Source organism: Butyrivibrio sp. AE2032 (assembly GCF_000702965.1).
Map to the genome: position 1 here is coordinate 346,717 of NZ_JNLF01000003.1, position 17,860 is coordinate 364,576.

Annotated in this window: 16 protein-coding genes and 1 pseudogene; 1 reads left to right on the forward strand and 16 read right to left on the reverse strand. The window is 40.3% G+C overall.

Translation table 11 applies throughout. From position 1 onward, the window contains the following. Positions 1 to 33 precede the first annotated feature (33 nt). From BO18_RS03245 to BO18_RS03275, 7 genes and pseudogenes are all read right to left on the reverse strand, one after another. A complete protein-coding gene (locus BO18_RS03245) occupies positions 34 to 516 on the reverse strand; it encodes a gamma carbonic anhydrase family protein (RefSeq protein WP_034446983.1) in 483 nt (160 codons plus the stop codon). A gap of 4 nt (positions 517 to 520) precedes the next feature. Continuing rightward, the gene (locus tag BO18_RS03250; RefSeq protein ID WP_034443565.1) at positions 521 to 1,153 is read right to left on the reverse strand and encodes a hypothetical protein; all 633 of its coding nucleotides are present in this window, start codon (positions 1,151 to 1,153) and stop codon (positions 521 to 523) included. Further along, on the reverse strand, positions 1,143 to 2,708 hold the full coding sequence (locus tag BO18_RS03255; RefSeq protein WP_034443567.1) for a xylulokinase: 1,566 nt from the start codon (positions 2,706 to 2,708) through the stop codon (positions 1,143 to 1,145). Before BO18_RS03255 ends, BO18_RS03250 begins: the two co-directional genes overlap by 11 nt. A 325-nt stretch (positions 2,709 to 3,033) precedes the next feature. After that, a complete protein-coding gene (locus tag BO18_RS03260; RefSeq protein WP_051688470.1) occupies positions 3,034 to 4,119 on the reverse strand; it encodes a tyrosine-type recombinase/integrase in 1,086 nt (361 codons plus the stop codon). A gap of 126 nt (positions 4,120 to 4,245) precedes the next feature. Then, positions 4,246 to 6,459 carry an EAL domain-containing protein gene (locus BO18_RS03265; RefSeq protein ID WP_022762337.1) on the reverse strand — a complete coding sequence of 738 codons (2,214 nt, stop codon included), beginning with the start codon at positions 6,457 to 6,459 and terminating at the stop codon, positions 4,246 to 4,248. A gap of 224 nt (positions 6,460 to 6,683) precedes the next feature. Further along, a pseudogene (locus BO18_RS36590) lies at positions 6,684 to 6,812 on the reverse strand (4Fe-4S ferredoxin); the annotation flags it as partial. Between the two features lie 83 nt (positions 6,813 to 6,895). Further along, positions 6,896 to 8,383, reverse strand: coding sequence for a radical SAM protein (locus BO18_RS03275; protein WP_026523006.1), 1,488 nt, complete (start codon positions 8,381 to 8,383; stop codon positions 6,896 to 6,898). Between the two features lie 164 nt (positions 8,384 to 8,547). Between BO18_RS03275 and BO18_RS03280 the strand changes: the two genes are divergently transcribed. Next, positions 8,548 to 9,132 (forward strand): TetR/AcrR family transcriptional regulator, encoded by a 585-nt coding sequence (locus tag BO18_RS03280; protein ID WP_013282475.1) that lies wholly within the window; start codon positions 8,548 to 8,550, stop codon positions 9,130 to 9,132. Between the two features lie 149 nt (positions 9,133 to 9,281). Here the strand turns inward: BO18_RS03280 and BO18_RS03285 are convergent, their stop codons facing one another. The 9 genes from BO18_RS03285 to BO18_RS32375 all read right to left on the reverse strand — a co-directional run bounded on the left by BO18_RS03285 (position 9,282) and on the right by BO18_RS32375 (position 17,718). Further along, positions 9,282 to 10,484, reverse strand: coding sequence for an MFS transporter (locus BO18_RS03285; protein WP_013282474.1), 1,203 nt, complete (start codon positions 10,482 to 10,484; stop codon positions 9,282 to 9,284). Positions 10,485 to 10,530: 46 nt separating this feature from the next. Further along, positions 10,531 to 10,899, reverse strand: coding sequence for a fluoride efflux transporter CrcB (gene crcB / locus BO18_RS03290; RefSeq protein WP_013282473.1), 369 nt, complete (start codon positions 10,897 to 10,899; stop codon positions 10,531 to 10,533). A 32-nt stretch (positions 10,900 to 10,931) separates the two neighbouring features. After that, a complete protein-coding gene (locus tag BO18_RS34195; protein WP_013282472.1) occupies positions 10,932 to 11,858 on the reverse strand; it encodes a GNAT family N-acetyltransferase in 927 nt (308 codons plus the stop codon). 279 nt (positions 11,859 to 12,137) lie between these two features. Beyond that, a complete protein-coding gene (locus tag BO18_RS03305; RefSeq protein ID WP_013282471.1) occupies positions 12,138 to 12,485 on the reverse strand; it encodes a type II toxin-antitoxin system HicB family antitoxin in 348 nt (115 codons plus the stop codon). Beyond that, positions 12,482 to 12,742 (reverse strand): type II toxin-antitoxin system HicA family toxin, encoded by a 261-nt coding sequence (locus BO18_RS03310; RefSeq protein ID WP_034443574.1) that lies wholly within the window; start codon positions 12,740 to 12,742, stop codon positions 12,482 to 12,484. Before BO18_RS03310 ends, BO18_RS03305 begins: the two co-directional genes overlap by 4 nt. A 78-nt stretch (positions 12,743 to 12,820) precedes the next feature. Then, on the reverse strand, positions 12,821 to 14,149 hold the full coding sequence (locus BO18_RS03315; RefSeq protein ID WP_092331979.1) for a hypothetical protein: 1,329 nt from the start codon (positions 14,147 to 14,149) through the stop codon (positions 12,821 to 12,823). Beyond that, positions 14,130 to 15,128 (reverse strand): ATP-binding protein, encoded by a 999-nt coding sequence (locus BO18_RS03320; protein WP_022766335.1) that lies wholly within the window; start codon positions 15,126 to 15,128, stop codon positions 14,130 to 14,132. The genes BO18_RS03315 and BO18_RS03320 overlap by 20 nt, the downstream gene beginning before the upstream one ends. Before the next feature lie 3 nt (positions 15,129 to 15,131). Beyond that, positions 15,132 to 17,069 carry a Mu transposase C-terminal domain-containing protein gene (locus BO18_RS03325; protein ID WP_034443579.1) on the reverse strand — a complete coding sequence of 646 codons (1,938 nt, stop codon included), beginning with the start codon at positions 17,067 to 17,069 and terminating at the stop codon, positions 15,132 to 15,134. Then, entirely contained in the window at positions 17,062 to 17,718 is a 657-nt protein-coding gene (locus BO18_RS32375) for a hypothetical protein (protein WP_051688471.1), read from the reverse strand. Before BO18_RS32375 ends, BO18_RS03325 begins: the two co-directional genes overlap by 8 nt. Positions 17,719 to 17,860: the final 142 nt, after the last annotated feature.

Consider the following 17,860-nt stretch of genomic DNA (forward strand, 5'->3'; position numbering starts at 1 on the left):
AACCACAGCACTATTGTGCCCACAGGCTGTTCTTCAAATATTCTTACCTGCCATTGCGTGCTGAACATAAAGCTCGGCGTTATCTAGTATCCTTGCAATTTCCTCATCAGTAAGCTGCCTGATCACCTTGGCAGGGCTGCCAAAGGCCATACTTCCGTCAGGTATCACCATGTTTTCTGTGACCAGTGCTCCGGCTCCGATGATACAGTTGTTTCCAACATGAGCTCCATTCATGATTATCGCGCCCATTCCGATGATAACGTTATTGCCGACAATGCATCCATGAACTATAGCGCTGTGGCCTATTGTTACATTATTTCCTACTTCCAGCTTATTCTGCATGTCCACATGCAAACATGCCAGATCCTGGATATTCGTCCGCTCCCCTACAATTACTGTGGAAGAATCCCCACGGACAACTGCGTTGTACCAAATGGAACTGTCCTTTCCAATCTGCACGTTACCAGCCACCTGGGCTCCGGGAGCTATATAAACACTTTCATCTATATTCATCATTTTTTTATCTCTCTCTTTGCTCTCCTGAAACATTATTCCTTCCAGAATAGAATACACCACTGACAATCAGGGCAAAAGATAAAAGTATAGATGTTACCAGTTCAAACTCCCTGATTCTTTGCCATCCGGGGATTACAACCAGGATGATCAGCGTCAGTGCCACCCCTAAGTCTGCCAATGACTTCAGTAAAAGAAGTCTTCCCTGAACCTTTACGCTTTCGCTCCCACCGGAATTTCTAAAATACCTCATGCTCATCCAGAAATTATTGAAGCTTCCTACAAGGGATACGAGTATTCCGAACCACAGAGCTCCATGATAAGATACATGGCTCAAATATCTCATGACGCTATAGCAAAGCATGCATATACCGGATAAAATAAACGCCCATCTCGTCCAATATGTAAGTCGTTTAGCCAGGGCACCTGTTAAGTCACTGTCCTTTTTCAGACAGAATATGCACCATACAACCACTGCTGTAGTCTCTATCAGGCTGCGAACACAGTCTATTTTTTGTATTGAAGATCTACCTATTATCGCCGAGATCAGCTTGAGTACAAAGCTAAGAGTACAAAGCCCGGCTGCGACCACGGATGTATTCCTGACCGGGGAGGATACCCTTTTTTGACTATTTACCATTTTCCACCTTTACTAATTGTTTGAATATGCGCTTGTTTTGACGATACAATTGCCGATAGACTCTATATAGTTTTTCATATTTTTCATGCCTGTCCATATCGGGTGCATATCTTTTACTGCACCTTATCAGCTTCCCGATTTCAGAAAAACCTTTAAGTTGCCCTACAGCTATAGCGGACAGGCAGCTAAGTCCTATAGCTCCGCAGTTCTGAGGCCATTCGCTTTTTTCTATCGTAGTCCCAAATACATCTGCCAGTATTCCGCACATCACTTCAGAGTTAGCTGCACCACCACAGACTCTTATTGTCCCGGGACTTGTCCTTAATGATTTCATCTGACTGTCGAACAACCATCTTAATTGAAATGCTATGCCTTCCATGACACTTCTGGCAAGAATAGCCTTATCGGTACCCAGATTCATATTAATGAACATTGCTCCTATATTATCGTCTGCAAAAGGTGCTCTGACCCCTTCAAGCCACGGTGCAAACAACACCCCATTACTGCCGGGAGGTACATCCTTTGTCAGATTATCAAAAAATGAACCTATTGCTCCCTTTTCAAGTACCAATCCCTCAATCCAGGATAATGCGCTTCCCGCTGTCTCCACCTGCCCATACATGTTATAACTGTCATCCTGTGCTCCAACCATGGTTGCCATATATACGGTCAGATCTGCTTTCCGTTTGGCAGTCACAGTTGAGACCCATCCACATGTTCCAAGATACAGATTGATATCTCCTTTTTTAACTGTTCCAGCTCCAATGGGAACAATATTAGTATCGTTAGCTCCTGCAACAACAGGAATTCCCTCGCATAATCCCAGTTCATCGGCTGCTGCTTGGGTGAGGAGGCCAACTATATCTGTTGTTTTTACAATTTGAGGAAAGAGATCCGGATCAATGTCATAAAGCTTTAGAAGTCGCTTATTCCAGCCCTTGTGACCGTCTCTGGTATCATACAGAAAAGTAGACCAAGCGGTATCTGTACTCATTACAAATTTCCCAGTGGCACGATAAATAAAGTACTCCTTATAGTTTAGCCATTTGTACACTTTTTTAGCCGCTTCAGGGTTATACTGCTCGAGCCACTTTATTCGCCAAATGAGATCCTTTCCGGACATTGGAATTGCGAGAGCCTGTGAAATACCTGTTGTTATCTGTGAAATAGTCAGGCCATCATAACGAAATGGTTTTTTGCGCATTTGTTCTAAAACCGCAATTCCTCTGTAATCCATAAAAGAGAAGGCTTTGCAGACGGGCTTTCCCTGGCAGTCAACAGCAACTGACCCTATAAGACAGCCGCAAAAAGCTATTGCAGAGATTTCCTTAGGACCTATATCTGAATCCTTCATTATTGACCTGGATGTCAGCGCAATGGCGTTATAAATTTCTTCAATATCCTGCTCTGCAATCCCATCCTTGCCATGAAAAAGACCATATGACTGCATTGCGGTGTCCAGTATGCGGATAGACTGGGCATCAGAAGTGCTTTCTATAGAAATCAGGCATCCTTTAACCCCTGATGTGCCTACATCAAATGTAAGATAATACATTTTCAAGCCCTCGCAATTTAGAAGATCACTTTATGATCCGAGCAACAGTTCTGTATAGATATATTATAGCGAAAAATTTAATAAAAGAATTATATTTTGTTTATATGAGCGTTACTATCTTGATGTAATTGTCGGTTTAAGCTAAAACTGTAAAATGATTAAAGATAGAAGTGTAAAAAGTCAAAAGTTCGGCTTTTTACACTTTTTAACTTAAAAAAATAAAGCTTGAAAATGTAAAAAGCCGTACTTTTAAAGAAAAATCTGTAAAAAGCCGAATGGATTAAAGCTAAAATTGTAAAAAAACGGGCACTGTAGTGTGTGCAATTTAATCATTATCCTGGTTATCATCAGTTCCATAAACGTCTACCTGGGATGCCTGTCTTTTATGTTCTTCTTCTATAGCAGCATAGTGTTTAACAGTTGTATTTACGTCTTTATGTCCCAGAACATCAGCGACCATATAAATATCACTTGTCCTGTTATAAAGCGCTGTACCATAAGTTCTACGGAGCTTATGAGGGGTGAGTTTTTGAGTAAGTCCTGTGTTTTTTCCATATTTTGAAATCATATATTGGATGCTTCTTATCGATAAACGCTTATGCTGAAGAGATATGAAGAGAGCAGGTTCTTCAGAATCATTGAGTAGGGAAGGGCGTTCATGATTGATATAATCCCTCAGCGTATTCCGGATAATCTCGTTTATGTAGAGATGATCTTCATCGCCGCCTTTTCTGACGATAGTAATTGTATTTTCATCAAAATTTATATCTGAAAGATCAAGCCCTGCACATTCCGAGACGCGGATTCCAGTATTTAACAGAAGAGTTACAATTGCCAGATCTCTTTTTGCAGTAGGTTCAGACATGACTTTGGAATGGTAACTAGCAGAATTCACAGCTGCGACAGAATCCATTAGAAGCTGAACCTGGTCAGGATACAGCCTTCGGATATCTTTCTTTACCTTTTCTTTCTTCTTTACAGCAGCTTTCACTGTGGGATCAATCTTAAGATAGTCATATTTGATCAGATATTTATAGTAATTCCGTACAGCCGCCATTTTTCTTGCAATTGCACGTTCTTTAGCAGGCTTTACATTGCCTTTTTTATCCGGTTTGTGGCCTGATGCAACATAATTTTGGAATTCATTGATGTCCTGAGGACCAAGATTTTCGACAACTTCAAAGGGGATATCTTTGATTTCAAGATTCTTGCACAGGGGATTCTTTTCCTTGAGAAATCCGTAGAAAAATAGAATATCCTGCGCATAATTTAAAGCGGTGCTTTCCTGATATTTGAGAAGACATTCCTCAACAAATCCATGTGTATGCTGAGGAAGAATGTTTTTAATGCTTTCAGTATCTTTACGGCGTTTCTGCCTCAATGAATTGTAATATTCTGAATTTTCACCCATGACTTAACTCCTCCGCTTTTCAAAATAATCGTAACACAAAAGAGGAATTTTGTGCAATGATATTTGCGTTAGCAACGCGTTCCAGCGGGAGGTGGACCCCCTGTCTGACATCGTTCTTTATTGGCTTTATTTCTTTGTTGGATATGCCGTTAATTCTTCAAACTCATCTACCGGCATAGGCTTGTAGAAATAATATCCCTGCATTTCCTCACATCCAAGACTTCCGAGGAAATCAGCCTGTTCCAGTGTCTCAACACCTTCTGCGATAATAGAAGTTCCAATAGCATGGATCATCTGGACCATGTAGCTAAGTATTGTCCGACCCATCTTTTGGTCACCTGAACCGGTAATAAATCGAAGATCAAGCTTTATGCGATCAAGGATAACTTCTTTTAACATATTCAGTGATGAGTAACCACTTCCAAAGTCATCCATTTCAACTTCAAAGCCTGCTTCACGAAGTTTGGTTGTTGTTTTGATGATGGTATCGGAGTTTTCGACATATGCGCTTTCCGTTATCTCAATACGAAGTTGACCAGGCAATAGGTTATAGAACTCTTTTAATGTATTAAAGTGGTCGGCTACATCAGGGTTCTTTACTATATCAAGTCTTGATAGGTTTACTGATACACACAGTTGTCTGCCCTGATCATTCCATCGCTTCAAATCCTTACACACAGTGTCCCAAACGTGACAGTCAAGATCATAGATAAGCCCAGCATCTTCCAAAACCGGAATAAATTCTCCCGGAGAAATGTTTCCATCCTTCTTGCTTTTCCAGCGGCAAAGAGCCTCTGCACCAGTTATCATCCCAGTCTTATAGTTGACCTGTGGCTGATACCATACTTGTATTTCCCCAGACTCAATAGCTGCAGGAAGGCGACTTGCGATACCGGCACTTTTCCTTCCCATGTCCCACTGCTTTGGGTTATAAAACTCAAATCCTTCTTTCTTGGATTCTCTGACTTTTCTTTCTGCAATGCGGGCATAATCAAGCATCTTATCCACGTTTATGTCTTTATAGTCATCAGGCATAAGAACATAAATACCAGAGCAGAGCCTTACAACAAAGTCTTTTCCACGATCGCTAAAATAATTGCGAACAGGAGTCAAAATATATTTTTCATCCTGAAGAATCTGTTCATTGCCGCCAATACATCGAAGGATAACAAAATGATCTCCATCATACCTTCCTATAGCTTCTTTATCGGTAAGTACTTCAAGGCTTCTCTCAGTCCAAAATTTTAACAGCTCATCTCCGGCCTTCCAGCCAAAGCTGTCGTTGATGAACTTAAAGTCTTTTATGTTGTTATAGGATATCGTATACGGTGTATCAGGGTTGTTAGTGAGTAGTTCCTCAACTTTTTTACGGAATCCATTGTGGCTGAGCACACCAGTGAGAGGATCGATATCCTCCATTATCCGCATCTTTTCCTTCTGCTCTTCAAAATATGCTTTCTGTCTTAGGACAAGCATTATAACAAGAGCAGCAAAAAGGATAGTCCCAATAATAAGGAAGTATTTATATTGGTAGAGATAGTCTTCAAAAGTATATACATAAAGATCTCTGGTAGTGTAATCAAGGGCTATAGCCTGTTTTTTGGTTTCAGGAATAGCTGCAATTCCTTCGTTCAGAAGTTCAATTCGTTTTTTTCCCTCTGGGGTTTCAAGAGTTCCGGCACGAAAATCCATTGAAAACATGGCAGAAGGCTGTACTTTAAGATCATTATAGGATGGCTTTTGAAGCACATAGCTCCACGCATATGAGTTATGTAAAAGTGCATCTACCTCTTCATTTCTAAGCGCTTTAATGCAATCAGCCATGGAATTGTAAAGGTTTATCGTTATTCCAGGGTATAACTGCTTTACAGTTTCTGCTACACCGCCCTGTGATTTTAGCATGCCTACTCTGATGGTATTTATGTCAGAAATAGAGTGCTTATCTGTAGTCACAAGGGTAAATGGGGTCTGGATGAGATTGTCCGATACGATGGTCGCTTGACCAGATGCACTTGAAACAGCACTTCCAAAGGGCATAACAAGATCGTACTCAGTACTATCAAGGGCTTCCTTAAGATTTGATTCACTTATAGCTTTGAATGCGACATTGAAACCAGCTTCTTTGGCAGCGGATTCCATAAGATCAACGCCGATTCCTGCAATCTTGCCGTTGTCTTTATCAATGTAAAACATAGGACATCTGTCTACAGGCACACCGACTGTAAATTCTGTAGCAGGAGAATCAGACGAGGCATAAACAGGCGTCAAAAAGACTCCCAGATAGATTACCAGGAAAAGGAGGGCTATGCTGATAGTAGTATGGATCCTTTTTGATTTCATGATACACTCGCCTTATTGTTTGTTCTTTGCTTTAGATACTCACACTTAATTCTAACATTATTATGTTAAAATACGATAAATAATAAATAACAAATCGATAAAGGCGACTTCTAGTATTCCGGCATTGCTAACTTATGCGCATACGGGACTTGAACTAGGGATTCACGGAGCACCATTAGAACATAAAAAAGTGTTCCGACGCTATATGAGTCATCGGAACACCATAGACCGACGCAGCATGGCATTTCCATCCTTGCAATAGTAACATCCCTTATGTCCTTGTTACTGATAACTTCTGTCAGTTTCTCAGTGTAATCTCCCTCATCCGGTTTGGGACATCCGATCATTGTAAACCTGCCCTGCATCATAAAAAGAAAAGTATAAAACTTTTTTCGACAGGGTAAATGAAACAACAATACTATAAAATTCGAGGCATTTAAGCTCTCTTATGTTTAAAGTGATGCTGTCTGGGTTTGTGCTTAAATGCAACTATGTTTAGAGGCTTTTCATCCTTTTTTGCATAATTCTCATATGCCTTCTTATAGTGTTTCTGTCCGGCCCAGATATCGTCAGCTACAGGCGCCCACTCTTTTGCGTAATCATCACACTTTGCACACAGATGTTCAACACTTTCTTCAGACTCTTCATTGGTACCATGAGCTCCGGATATTTCAACCATGTCCCTTAAAAGAGCCGGATTTTCAAGCATTGGGCATGGCCTTAAATGATTCTTATTAAATGGCTGCCCCTTATGATATTCCATGAAAAGAGGACTTTGAAGCATCTCAAGTATTGAATGTGTATGTATATTCGTGTTGGAGAAGTGGATAAATACGCATGGCTCAGCATCTCCGCTTGAATTGATGTGGAAGTAATTTCTTCCGCCTGCTATGCATCCGCCAACTGCTTCGCCATCATTCTGGAAATCCATAGGGAAGAATCCCAGGTCACATTTGTCACTTCTCAGGAATCTAATCTGATCCACCATCTTCTTTCTCTGTTCTACCGTTGGCATAAGCTCAGGAACAGCATTGTTTCCAACCGGCATATAGTGAAAGAAGAATCCAAATCTTGCTCCTTTTTCAGCTATAAACTCGATGAACTTAGGATCAGTAACTGCCTCGATGTTGTTTCTTGTATAGCAGATGGAAGTTCCATAAACTATTCCGTACTTTTTGAGTAGATCCATGGCATTCATTACTGCATCATAATGACCAAGGCCACGTCTTGCGTCATTAGTCTCAGGAGTTCCCTCGATAGAAAGCTGGAATGTGAGATTTCCAAGCCTTACAACTTCTTTACAGAAATCCTCATCAATAAGTGTTGAATTGGTATAGATAGAGAACTCAACATCATTGTGCTTTTCTGCCAGTTTCAAGATATCTTTCTTCCTTACAAGAGGTTCTCCTCCTGTCATCATGTAAAGATATACTCCCAGCTCTTTTCCCTGGGTAACGATTTTGTCCATATCTTCAAAAGACAGATTGTGCTTAGGTCCATAAGTACCTGACCAGCATCCCGCACAGTGCATATTGCAGGCGCTTGTAGGGTCAAAAAGAATAAGCCATGGGATATTGCATCCGTATTTTTCCCTGTTTGCCCTGATCATTTTTGTGCCTCTGAAAAATGCCTCATAGCCAAGATTGAGCATCATCATCTTTGCAACATGCGGATCTGTCTCATCTATTACTTTATTCAAAAACTTAACCCATCTGTTATCCGGATCTTTAAATGCCGCTCTTACTTTATCAAGGCTTTCTTTTCTGGCTCCATCTTTACCCCAGAATTTCTCTGCCTGGTCAACAAGCTTAAGATAAGTAGCAGTCCTGTTCTCCGTTTTATCGAGATTTGCAAGGAACCTGTCAATCAGTATGCTAAAAGCCTGTCTTTGTACTTTGTGAGAAATGTTTTTTGCTAATTCCATACTTGTTATGCCTCCCCAAACGATGCTACAATTATTCTGATGTAACAAGTGTAACGCCACAGCATATTAATAACAATGGCTCTACCATCGGACATGACAATATTTCGTTTAAGTGAACCGATGTTACATTCTTGCATTTTTTGTAACGTCGAGAGGGAGAAAAAATGAAAAGCTCAAAAGAATCTTTAACAGAAATGCAAAAAAAAGAAGTTCTGAGGATGAATAATAAGGAGTCCAATCAGCTGACAAGAGAGTGTCTGCAGCTTTCGCTTATGCATCTAATGAGCGAACACCCTTATGAGAAGATCACCATCAGCGAGATAGTACGCCGTGCAGGAGTATCAAGGACGGCGTTCTATCGAAACTATACAGATAAAGAAGATATCCTGCATGAGCTTGGGGATGAAATAATAAAGCGTATAGCGGAGATCAGCGAAAAGCCCGAACTGCACGAAAACCCACATCTGTGGTTCGAAGATATTTTTCGGGCTGTCAAAAACGATAAAGATATAATATCTCTGTTTGACCAAGCCGGAATTCTTCAGAATGAACTCTTTCTTGAAAAAGCGGTCTCAGAGCGGCTCTATCCTACAGCTGACCCAGAAAAGAAGTATCTCAGACTTGCTGCCGAAGCTGCCATTTTACAAATACTCATAAGCTGGTTCAGGGATGGGATGCAGGAAGACGAAAAACAAATGGCTGATATCTGCGTAAATATCTTTGATAACGCTTTGAGCAGACTGCCATAATTAACAAGGACCTCTTCTAACATGAGAAATGATCCTTCCTGGCGTAAACGAAGTAATTCTTGCGCATATGAAGCTTGACCCCGGAATTCCCTTAGCACCAATAGAACATAAAATTCCGATATAATGCTCATTCCAGCAAACTGGAATTGTTAGCACTCTGTCTTATTGCACCGGAGGCATAAAACATAAAATGCAATCGCCAGAAACTGTGATACCACAGACACAGTGACAAGATACACAGGATTCAAATCATACAGGGCACCGAGAAGCCAACTGCCCAGAAACCACGCAATACCAAATCCTGTCTCAAATATTCCGAAACCGGTGCTTCGCATGGAACGCGGGACGATTCCGCTGACAGCTGCTTTCATAATACTTTCCTGCGCACCCATTCCAATCCCCCACAGAATTATCCCAGCTCCGATCAACCAGGCATTTCCAGTCATAAAAACAAAATATGAGAAGAATGTGCTGCATAGTGTGGAAATGATCAGAGCCTTCAGCCCGACCTTATCATAAAGCCAGCCAAAGAATAGTGCAGCAAAGGCATCCACAGCCATTGCCCCAGCATATAGCAGGCTGAGCATGGATTCATTAAATGCTCCGGTATTAGCCGAATGAAGTGTGATCAGGGTGAAGTCTGCAAAGCCAAAAGCAAAAAAGCAGATGGCCGCCATGAACAGAACAAATGACTTCCTGAATTCAAAGCTTGCCGGTTTATCTTCCTGCTTTTCAAAGATCTCCGGATCAGGGTATCTTATCTTTGCTGTCAAAACAAGAGCTATGGTGATCATTGCAGGAACAAGCAGTATCGCAAAAGAGATTCTATATGTTGTAAAAAGGTCGTCTGTACCTTTTACAAGAGCTGTTACAAAAAGCAGTACCGGTCCGAGAAACGCGCCAAGCTGATCCAGAAACTCCTGATAGGCAAAGCCTTTTCCGGTTCCGATCTCGCTTGCCGCAAAGCTTACCAATGTGTTTTTGGCAGGCTTTTTTATCGCTTTTCCGATACGCTCCAGGATCACAAGACCGCAGGCCCAAATCCAGCCATGTTCAGGTACGAGTGCCAGTGCAGGAATCGCCAGAGCCTGTATTACATAGCCTGTGATAACAAATGTCCAGTATTTCTTCGTTTTATCTGCTATAAATCCGGATATGAGCCTTAGTGAATACCCGCACAATTCTCCTATACCGGACACAAATCCGATGGTTGTAGCGGATGCCCCTGCGAGGTTCAGATATTCGCCCAATATGCTTCTGGCGCCTTCATGAGTCATGTCCGAAAACAGACTTACGATTCCCATCAGGGTTATAAATATTATGGCGCCAGACAAAGCCCTTTTTTTATCCATGTTCTACTCCACTAATCCCGATTTGCTTATTTCATTATCCTGAAATTCAAAGTTTTATTATCGTCGCAAGTTTCTTTCCGCATAGAATTCCAAATATGCAGCAACAACAACTCAGTACCACATATAATCCGCCATTCATATATTGTTTCTTCTCAAACAAATTAAAAGCTTCAAGGGAAAATGTAGAGAATGTGGTAAAACCTCCACACACCCCTGTCTTCCAGAAAAGAATGGTATTATCAGATACACTTTCTCGGTTACTGGTAATTCCAACAACGAATCCAATTAGTATGGCACCGAGGATATTTGTAATCAGAGTTAATATCGGAAAATAAGTCTTAACAGGAATCAGACTTATTGCATATCGCGCTACTGCACCCAAGGCACCACCAAGTGCTACAAATAGAAAATTCATATCAACCTCTCTATTGTCATATATACTGAAATTTAAAAAGTATTCTCTGCCTTACTCTTAAGATAGCTATCAGCCTTTTTAAGCATCTCTTTTTTGTTATCATACTCTATGGTATTGATAGCATCTTCAAGTTTAAGAATCTTCAGAGCTTTGACCTCGTCTGGTCTTGTTATGCTCGGAGATGAGTCTTTATACTTAGCAAGGAAATAAACTACCTGCTTTGTCACTCCAGGTTTTTCTGAAAGCGTATACTGTTCGCTTGCTCTAAATTCAGTGTCTAACTCGACTTTCAGATTTGTTTCTTCCTTTATTTCACGAAGCGCAGTTTCTATTTCAGTCTCGCCTTCTTCCATATGTCCTTTTGGAAAGCTGTGAGATCCGCTCATTTCCTCAACTAAAAGATATTTTATTACTCCACCGTCTATAGTGTATACTATTGCCCCGCAAGATTTTTCAAACTTATCATTGAATTCTTTTTTACCCAGTTCCATGTAAATATAAAGAGAAGGATCTTCTCCTAAAGCAATAACATACTCAGGCATTTCTTTCTGAATAAATCCCAACTTACGGTACAAATTTATTGCCTTGGCATTAGCTGGATGGGGATCAACCCACAGATTTTCAGCTCCTTGTTTAAAAGCTTCTTGAATAGAGTATAGTAGCGCCTGCGTTGCAATCCCTCGGCCCCTGGCAAATTCAAATAACTTAATATCCAAAGAAGCATTTTTAGTTTCCGAATCAATACGATATTGAGTCTCACCGCAGTATTTGCCATCTTCAAAAATTGAATAATGATTTTGCTTTGGTCTTGCAGATATGAATCTATCTAACCATTCTCGTACTGCTTCCCCTGTCTCATGCAATCCTCCTGGCCAGATATACTGCATGACGTCTTCATCTGCCCACAGGTTTTGTATATTCTTGATATCATCATATGTTGATTCTTTAATAGTTATCACTTAGTTCAGCCCCTAAATCTTTAGTTTGTCTTAGTCAGTTTTAACTGAAATCTAATCAGCGAAATGAATCACTTCTACAGATTATAATGTCCTAATTTTCTCCACAACTTTTTTAAACTCATCATATCTAATTTGCTCAGAAAAGGTTTCATACCCTTATATTTTAATAGTTGAAACAAATAAGGAAAAGCCTTGTCATCAAGGCTTTTCCATTATAAAATCCATCTTTAGTTATCAGTTCTCGAATCGGCGGATTAACAAAAATATTGCGTCTTTGGGCTAACCTTCTAGGATGTCCAGTTCATCATCAATAGCTCTGGATACAAACTGGTTTATTGTGATTCCTTCATTGGCAGCATATAATGCAATTTTCTTATGCTGTTCGGGTTTAATACGGACATTGAAGGAGCCTTTAAACTCACGCTCAGGCTCTTTACCAATCTTTTTGCAGTAATCCAGGTAATTATCTATACAGTCATGCATTGACTGGGTAAGCTCTTTTACCGATTCTCCATGAAAGTTCAGAGAATCATTGATTCCGAGAACATGACCGATAAAAATCTGATCTTCCTGGTCAAATTCTACCTTTGCATGATATCCGTTGTATTCCATCAGTGAACTTATCATTCTATCTCACCTACTTCCTTTAGAAATGCTATGACCATCTTTACATGATACCTGTACAGCTCATTGCCTGGGTGTGGACCGTCAAATTGGAGGATACGTTTGGACTCGATGTGGTAATAACCTATCCCGGATCCTCTTCCGCCCTCGAACTTTTCACAGCCGCACTGTTTCATAAGTGCATCAAGTTCCCTGATGGTAAAGCTAGTTGGCGCCGGCTTTGATAATAGTTTTTCCAGTAATTTTGATTTCTTTGGCACAGTAATTCCTCTTGCAACTATTTTCTAGTTACAATATAACACTTTAGCCCTACCTCGTCAATTCCAACAGAGTAACAGCTAGCATTTCCTTATTTCATACATATCTTCATGTTTCAGATACAATACCTGATATGTCGGGATTATTAGTGTGTTCCATGGATCAGATATATATACTCCGCCTGTAGACGTTGCTGATTTCTTGAACTGGATCCATAGGTCATCTATCATATCTGACATGATGAAAAGTTTAAGATAAACTTTATCTGCTTCAGATTCGCCAATTTCGTAAAAACGCATCCCACCTACACAAGTAACATCTTCCAGAGTATATGACCGTAAATTTCTTTGCATTACAGGCCGGATGTTGTGTCCAAGGCAGGCTGCGCTGATAGCATCACTGGGCTCTTCGAAGCCCTGCATTATCCATGTGAAGCATATTGCGAGCAGTGTCATATCCGAATCACGGATACTGTCCACGTAATGTAAGGTGTTAACATCGTTTTCTGACAGTGAGAAAATGCCCTTGCCTATGATAGACATATATTTTGCGAATAAAAAGCAGTCAACCATATCATAAGAGTCATACTCTGCAGGCATAATACGGAAGAACTTCTTTATGCGCTCAAATGGGTTATATACTACATTCTGCTGATTAAACCACGTGAAGAAACCCGCTTGAAAACAATCATATGTTTCCGGGCGTCGATCAACATACATTTTCGATATTATAGGCGTTTTATCTGCTTCTTTAGAAAGAATAGGTGAATAAAGATAACTTATATTTGAAGTGTACACTTTCCCATATTTTTCAAAAGATCTATTGATCACATCTGTATCATAAAAGTCATTTGGATTAGTCCTGCAGCAAGGAAGGGGTAATAAATAAGCATTAAATCCTGTCCCTTTCTCATACGGACTGCATCTGATTCCTTCTGCGTGATAGAAATTATGTTCAAAAACAAATCTCCCATCCGTCCCTGTTCCCGGGTGGAAAGGGCAGGTCTTTACATAATGGAACTGATGGATTATGCTATGATATCCATCTTTCAGGCATTTGGGGCATATTCGCATATGATATGTACCAAAATAAGATCTTGCAGTGTTATAATCCATATGCGCAAAGATTTCCATTTTGTCTATATACCACTGGGGCAAAATTTTATTAAGGCACTCGATTGTTTCTAAACTGTTTCTGCAATGTCCATCCATCTGAAATCCTTCTATATATTTCTTCTCGTTGGTCGCTTCAGCTCCAAGCATTTTGAGCGCATGTTTACTTGAACATATGTTGACCCTGCAAAAGTTTGCAAGAATGCTGAATATGGATTCATAAGGTCTCACCCATTTTTTATCCCATCTGTATTTTCTGGAAAAAAGTAAATCCTCTTTATTTAGTGTATTCATCATCTGATTCACCATAGCCCGAAAGCGCTACACAACTTTCAAGTTCCTTTCTCGTAGGGAATGCAATTGGACTGCTTCCCAGTTTTCCATGCTTATTGAGGCAGATCACCAGTGAATCTATGAAATATTTCATGGGAATATCTTCTGCCGCAATCCTCTTTTGGATCCTTACACTCTGAAATGCTTCCCAGAAGTCATTGCTGATATCAAAAAAGGTCTTACCATCTGCGTAAGGAAAATAAAAATCCACAAGTCCATCCGATAATATTTCATAGTCTGTAATGCAAACATGAAGTTTATCTACCGAAGCCATGCAGAACTGGAGCTCTTTGGGATCCTGTATACCAAAGAACTGGCTTTCATTGATCATGAAACGTCCAACTATCTGATCTTTGCCCTGAAGTTTAAAGGAATGCTTAAGATCCTTAAGTTCCCTTGTCCCGTACATGAACACAGATAACTGGATATCTTTTCCGCTAAGATTGTTATATAAATCCATAAGCCAGTAAAAATCCTTTTCCCTTAGTTTCCAGGCTTCATCAATGAACATGACTGCTTTCTTAAAGGGGGTCTCGTGAGCACGTAATATAAGCTCATTAAGAACTCGTTCTTTTAGTATTAGTGCGGTACTGTATCTGGGACATTCATAGCCCATAGCCATAAGTATCGAGGCATAGAAGTTTCTCTCAGTTTCGGGGTGATCAGTCACATTCCATATAATGACCATTTCACGGCTCCCATATTGATTTCTTATGGATTCAGCTACATAGTTCATGCACACCGTCTTGCCTATCCTGGCTCTTCCATAAGTAATACTCCCACAAGCTCCTATGCCGAGCCATGAATTGATTCTCCGTTCTTCATCAAGGATGCTCTTAGTCGGAAATACAAGCTTACGGGAAGTAAGATAGCGGATAGTCATCTGTGATATGAACTGTTCTGATATATTATTAGCTGATACAGCTTCTTTTGCAGAATACACGCATTAACCCTCCTTTCTGTTTTGGAACATCAACGTATAAAGGTCTTCCGGTGAAAGACCTTTAATATCTTCATATCTTAGTACAGCCCCAGTTTCCTGTTTTTTACGTACAGTCTCCAGGTTAAATGTATTATCACTTTGCTGTTCTGCTGCTATGCCCTTGCTAATCTCACGTCTGACTATATCTGCCCTGGTAGCGTTTCTCCGGCTTTTCTTTCCCTTGACATCAAGGCTTGATATATATGCATCTATCGGTGTATCAAATATTAGTTTTGATCTCCCACGCTCTCTGGCAAGCTTCAGGGCATTCTTTCTCGTCCTGACGGAATGTGATTTTGTACCGAATTCCCCACTTGCCTTAAGCGTGTCTATATATCTGCCATCCTGATCATATGCCTCAATACTGGAAATATCCCTGGGGTCATAAAGGATGGTCAGTGACTGTCCAAGGTAGAGTTCAGTGGCAGAGAGTATCTTGCTACGATACTCAGTACCCATAAACTGAATATATGCGTGTTTGCCATGTGCTGCCCTACCTCTGACAGTGCGTTTGTCCATCCTCATGTTCAGACGTTCTATGACTGATATGATCATATCTTCGTCAGCCACATATGGGTAAAGCCCTGCTTGAAACAATTTGCAGCTCATGCACTCTAAGGGTGAAAGTCCATCTACCCCTTTATGGGGTGTGTTATTATACTCAGCTATGAGAACATCTATCAGTTCAGTCATCTGTTCATATGTGACATCATATTTTATTGCATTTTTTTCAGGGTTTTTTCTGACAGGATCTTTGGTATCTGACCCGGTTGTTGATGGCAGCATATGGAATCCTCTGGACTCTAGCGTTCCGAAAAATCTTTCAACAATTCCTCTTGTTTCGGGAGTTGCAACAGATCCATAGTTAACGCAGCAGCCAAGCTCATCTACAAGTTTTCCTACCGTGTATGCTGACAGATGCGATTTTGCATTATCCAGCATTATTGAATCAAAGACTGCATATTTGAAATCAGAAAACGCGGTTGAATAGAAACCGCCATTAGATGGATACTGAAGTCCTTCGATGGTCAGATCCAGCAGAGTTTTCGGTATGATGGCATTTTTAATAGCATCCATGACATCATACTGGTCGTAATTAAATTCCTGAGAAAGGGAATATCCAAGGATACATCTTGTTGCTATATCTATCACGGCTATTAACCACGCCCTTGTAGCAACAACCTTGCTAACAGTGCCGTCTGTATTGGGTACATCAATTACATATTCGATATCTATGATGTGGCCGTCAATCTGTACTGTAGCAAAAGGAGCCACCGGATTGACTGTAAGTCTGTGCCCAATCCCTGTAGACGCAAGCTTCTGGGCAGTATTTTTATCAAATCTTCTGGCATTTAAAGAAATGTTATCAGCTTCAAGTTTATGGACGTAGGCACACATGCTGACATATCCACGGTTTTCTGTAGTAAATGGGTACTGCCACTCTGTAATGCCAAGATTGCGGCATTCTTTAAGAAATAACCTGTGAAGTGATGTTATGTTCATGTTCCTGACAAGCGTATATTTCCTGTCACCAAAATAACACCCTATTATGAACTCTTTCAATTGAGGATACTTCTCCAGAAGCTGATCAAACTCTCTGCCATGTCCTGATCTCGTTTCTCTAAAGGGTTTACCTCCTGTTAAAAGACCGTGATATCCAAGAATATTCCCTGCATCATTTGAAGAAAGACATCTTTCTATCAGCGATACCATCCTCGAACCGGGGATACCTGTCATTTCAGTAATCTTTTTTACAGATTCGCCATCTATGTACATATCTACAGCCTGCTTTTTTAGCATATATCTACTTCTTTTAGATTCAGGGACAGTACTGATAAGCGGTTCAGTCCACATGCTCCTTGCCTGGCGGAGTTCTTCGATATTATATTTTTTATTAGCCAATGGAGATCACCTCCGTATCTGCAGAGATGCAGTCTGTATTCATATTGCTCAGTGTGACCAATCCTCTATAGTACAGATCTGAAATATAATCCAGCGCTCTGTACTTTTCTAGGCGCCCCATCTTTTCAAGTTCACCGATACATATATGCCTTTTTGCCTGGATAAAACTTAGGAAGATCCTGTCTGCATTTACTCCACAAGCTGTGAATCTTCTGGCCCTGGCTGCAAGAAGCGATATATTTCGGATATAGAAAGGTCCTGTTTCAATATTCTTTTCGTTTCGGAATACAAAATTGACATCATTCTGTAAGCGCCACGCCGACTGGCAGGCAACCTTCACATGATCCTTACTATCATCAGAACTGCAAAGATATGCAACACCTTGATATTCTTCTGTTCCGTCTTTATATTTTACCCATGCATTGAACAGAACCTTTGACTCCTTCCCTCCTATATAGACAGTAGTTTCCAAAGGATATTCACAGTACCACTCCACATCAGGATTCATCTCAAGAGTAAGAATATTCTCATATTCAAGGTTAGAAAATACTGCTACTCTTCTCCGAAGTTTTCTGCTGTGAAATACCCAATAGTTACTGCCATAGCTTGAACTTCTCAGCCTGAAAATAGGTTCCTCGTATCGATACATTTTTAGTGCACCTCCTATCGATAAAATTAAGTTTATATAACGATAATATTATCGGCATAATTATATCCTTGGCATTCATATTCGGCTTTTTACACTTTTATCTTTAAAATTACGGCTTTTTACAAAAATAGCTTAAATGGTA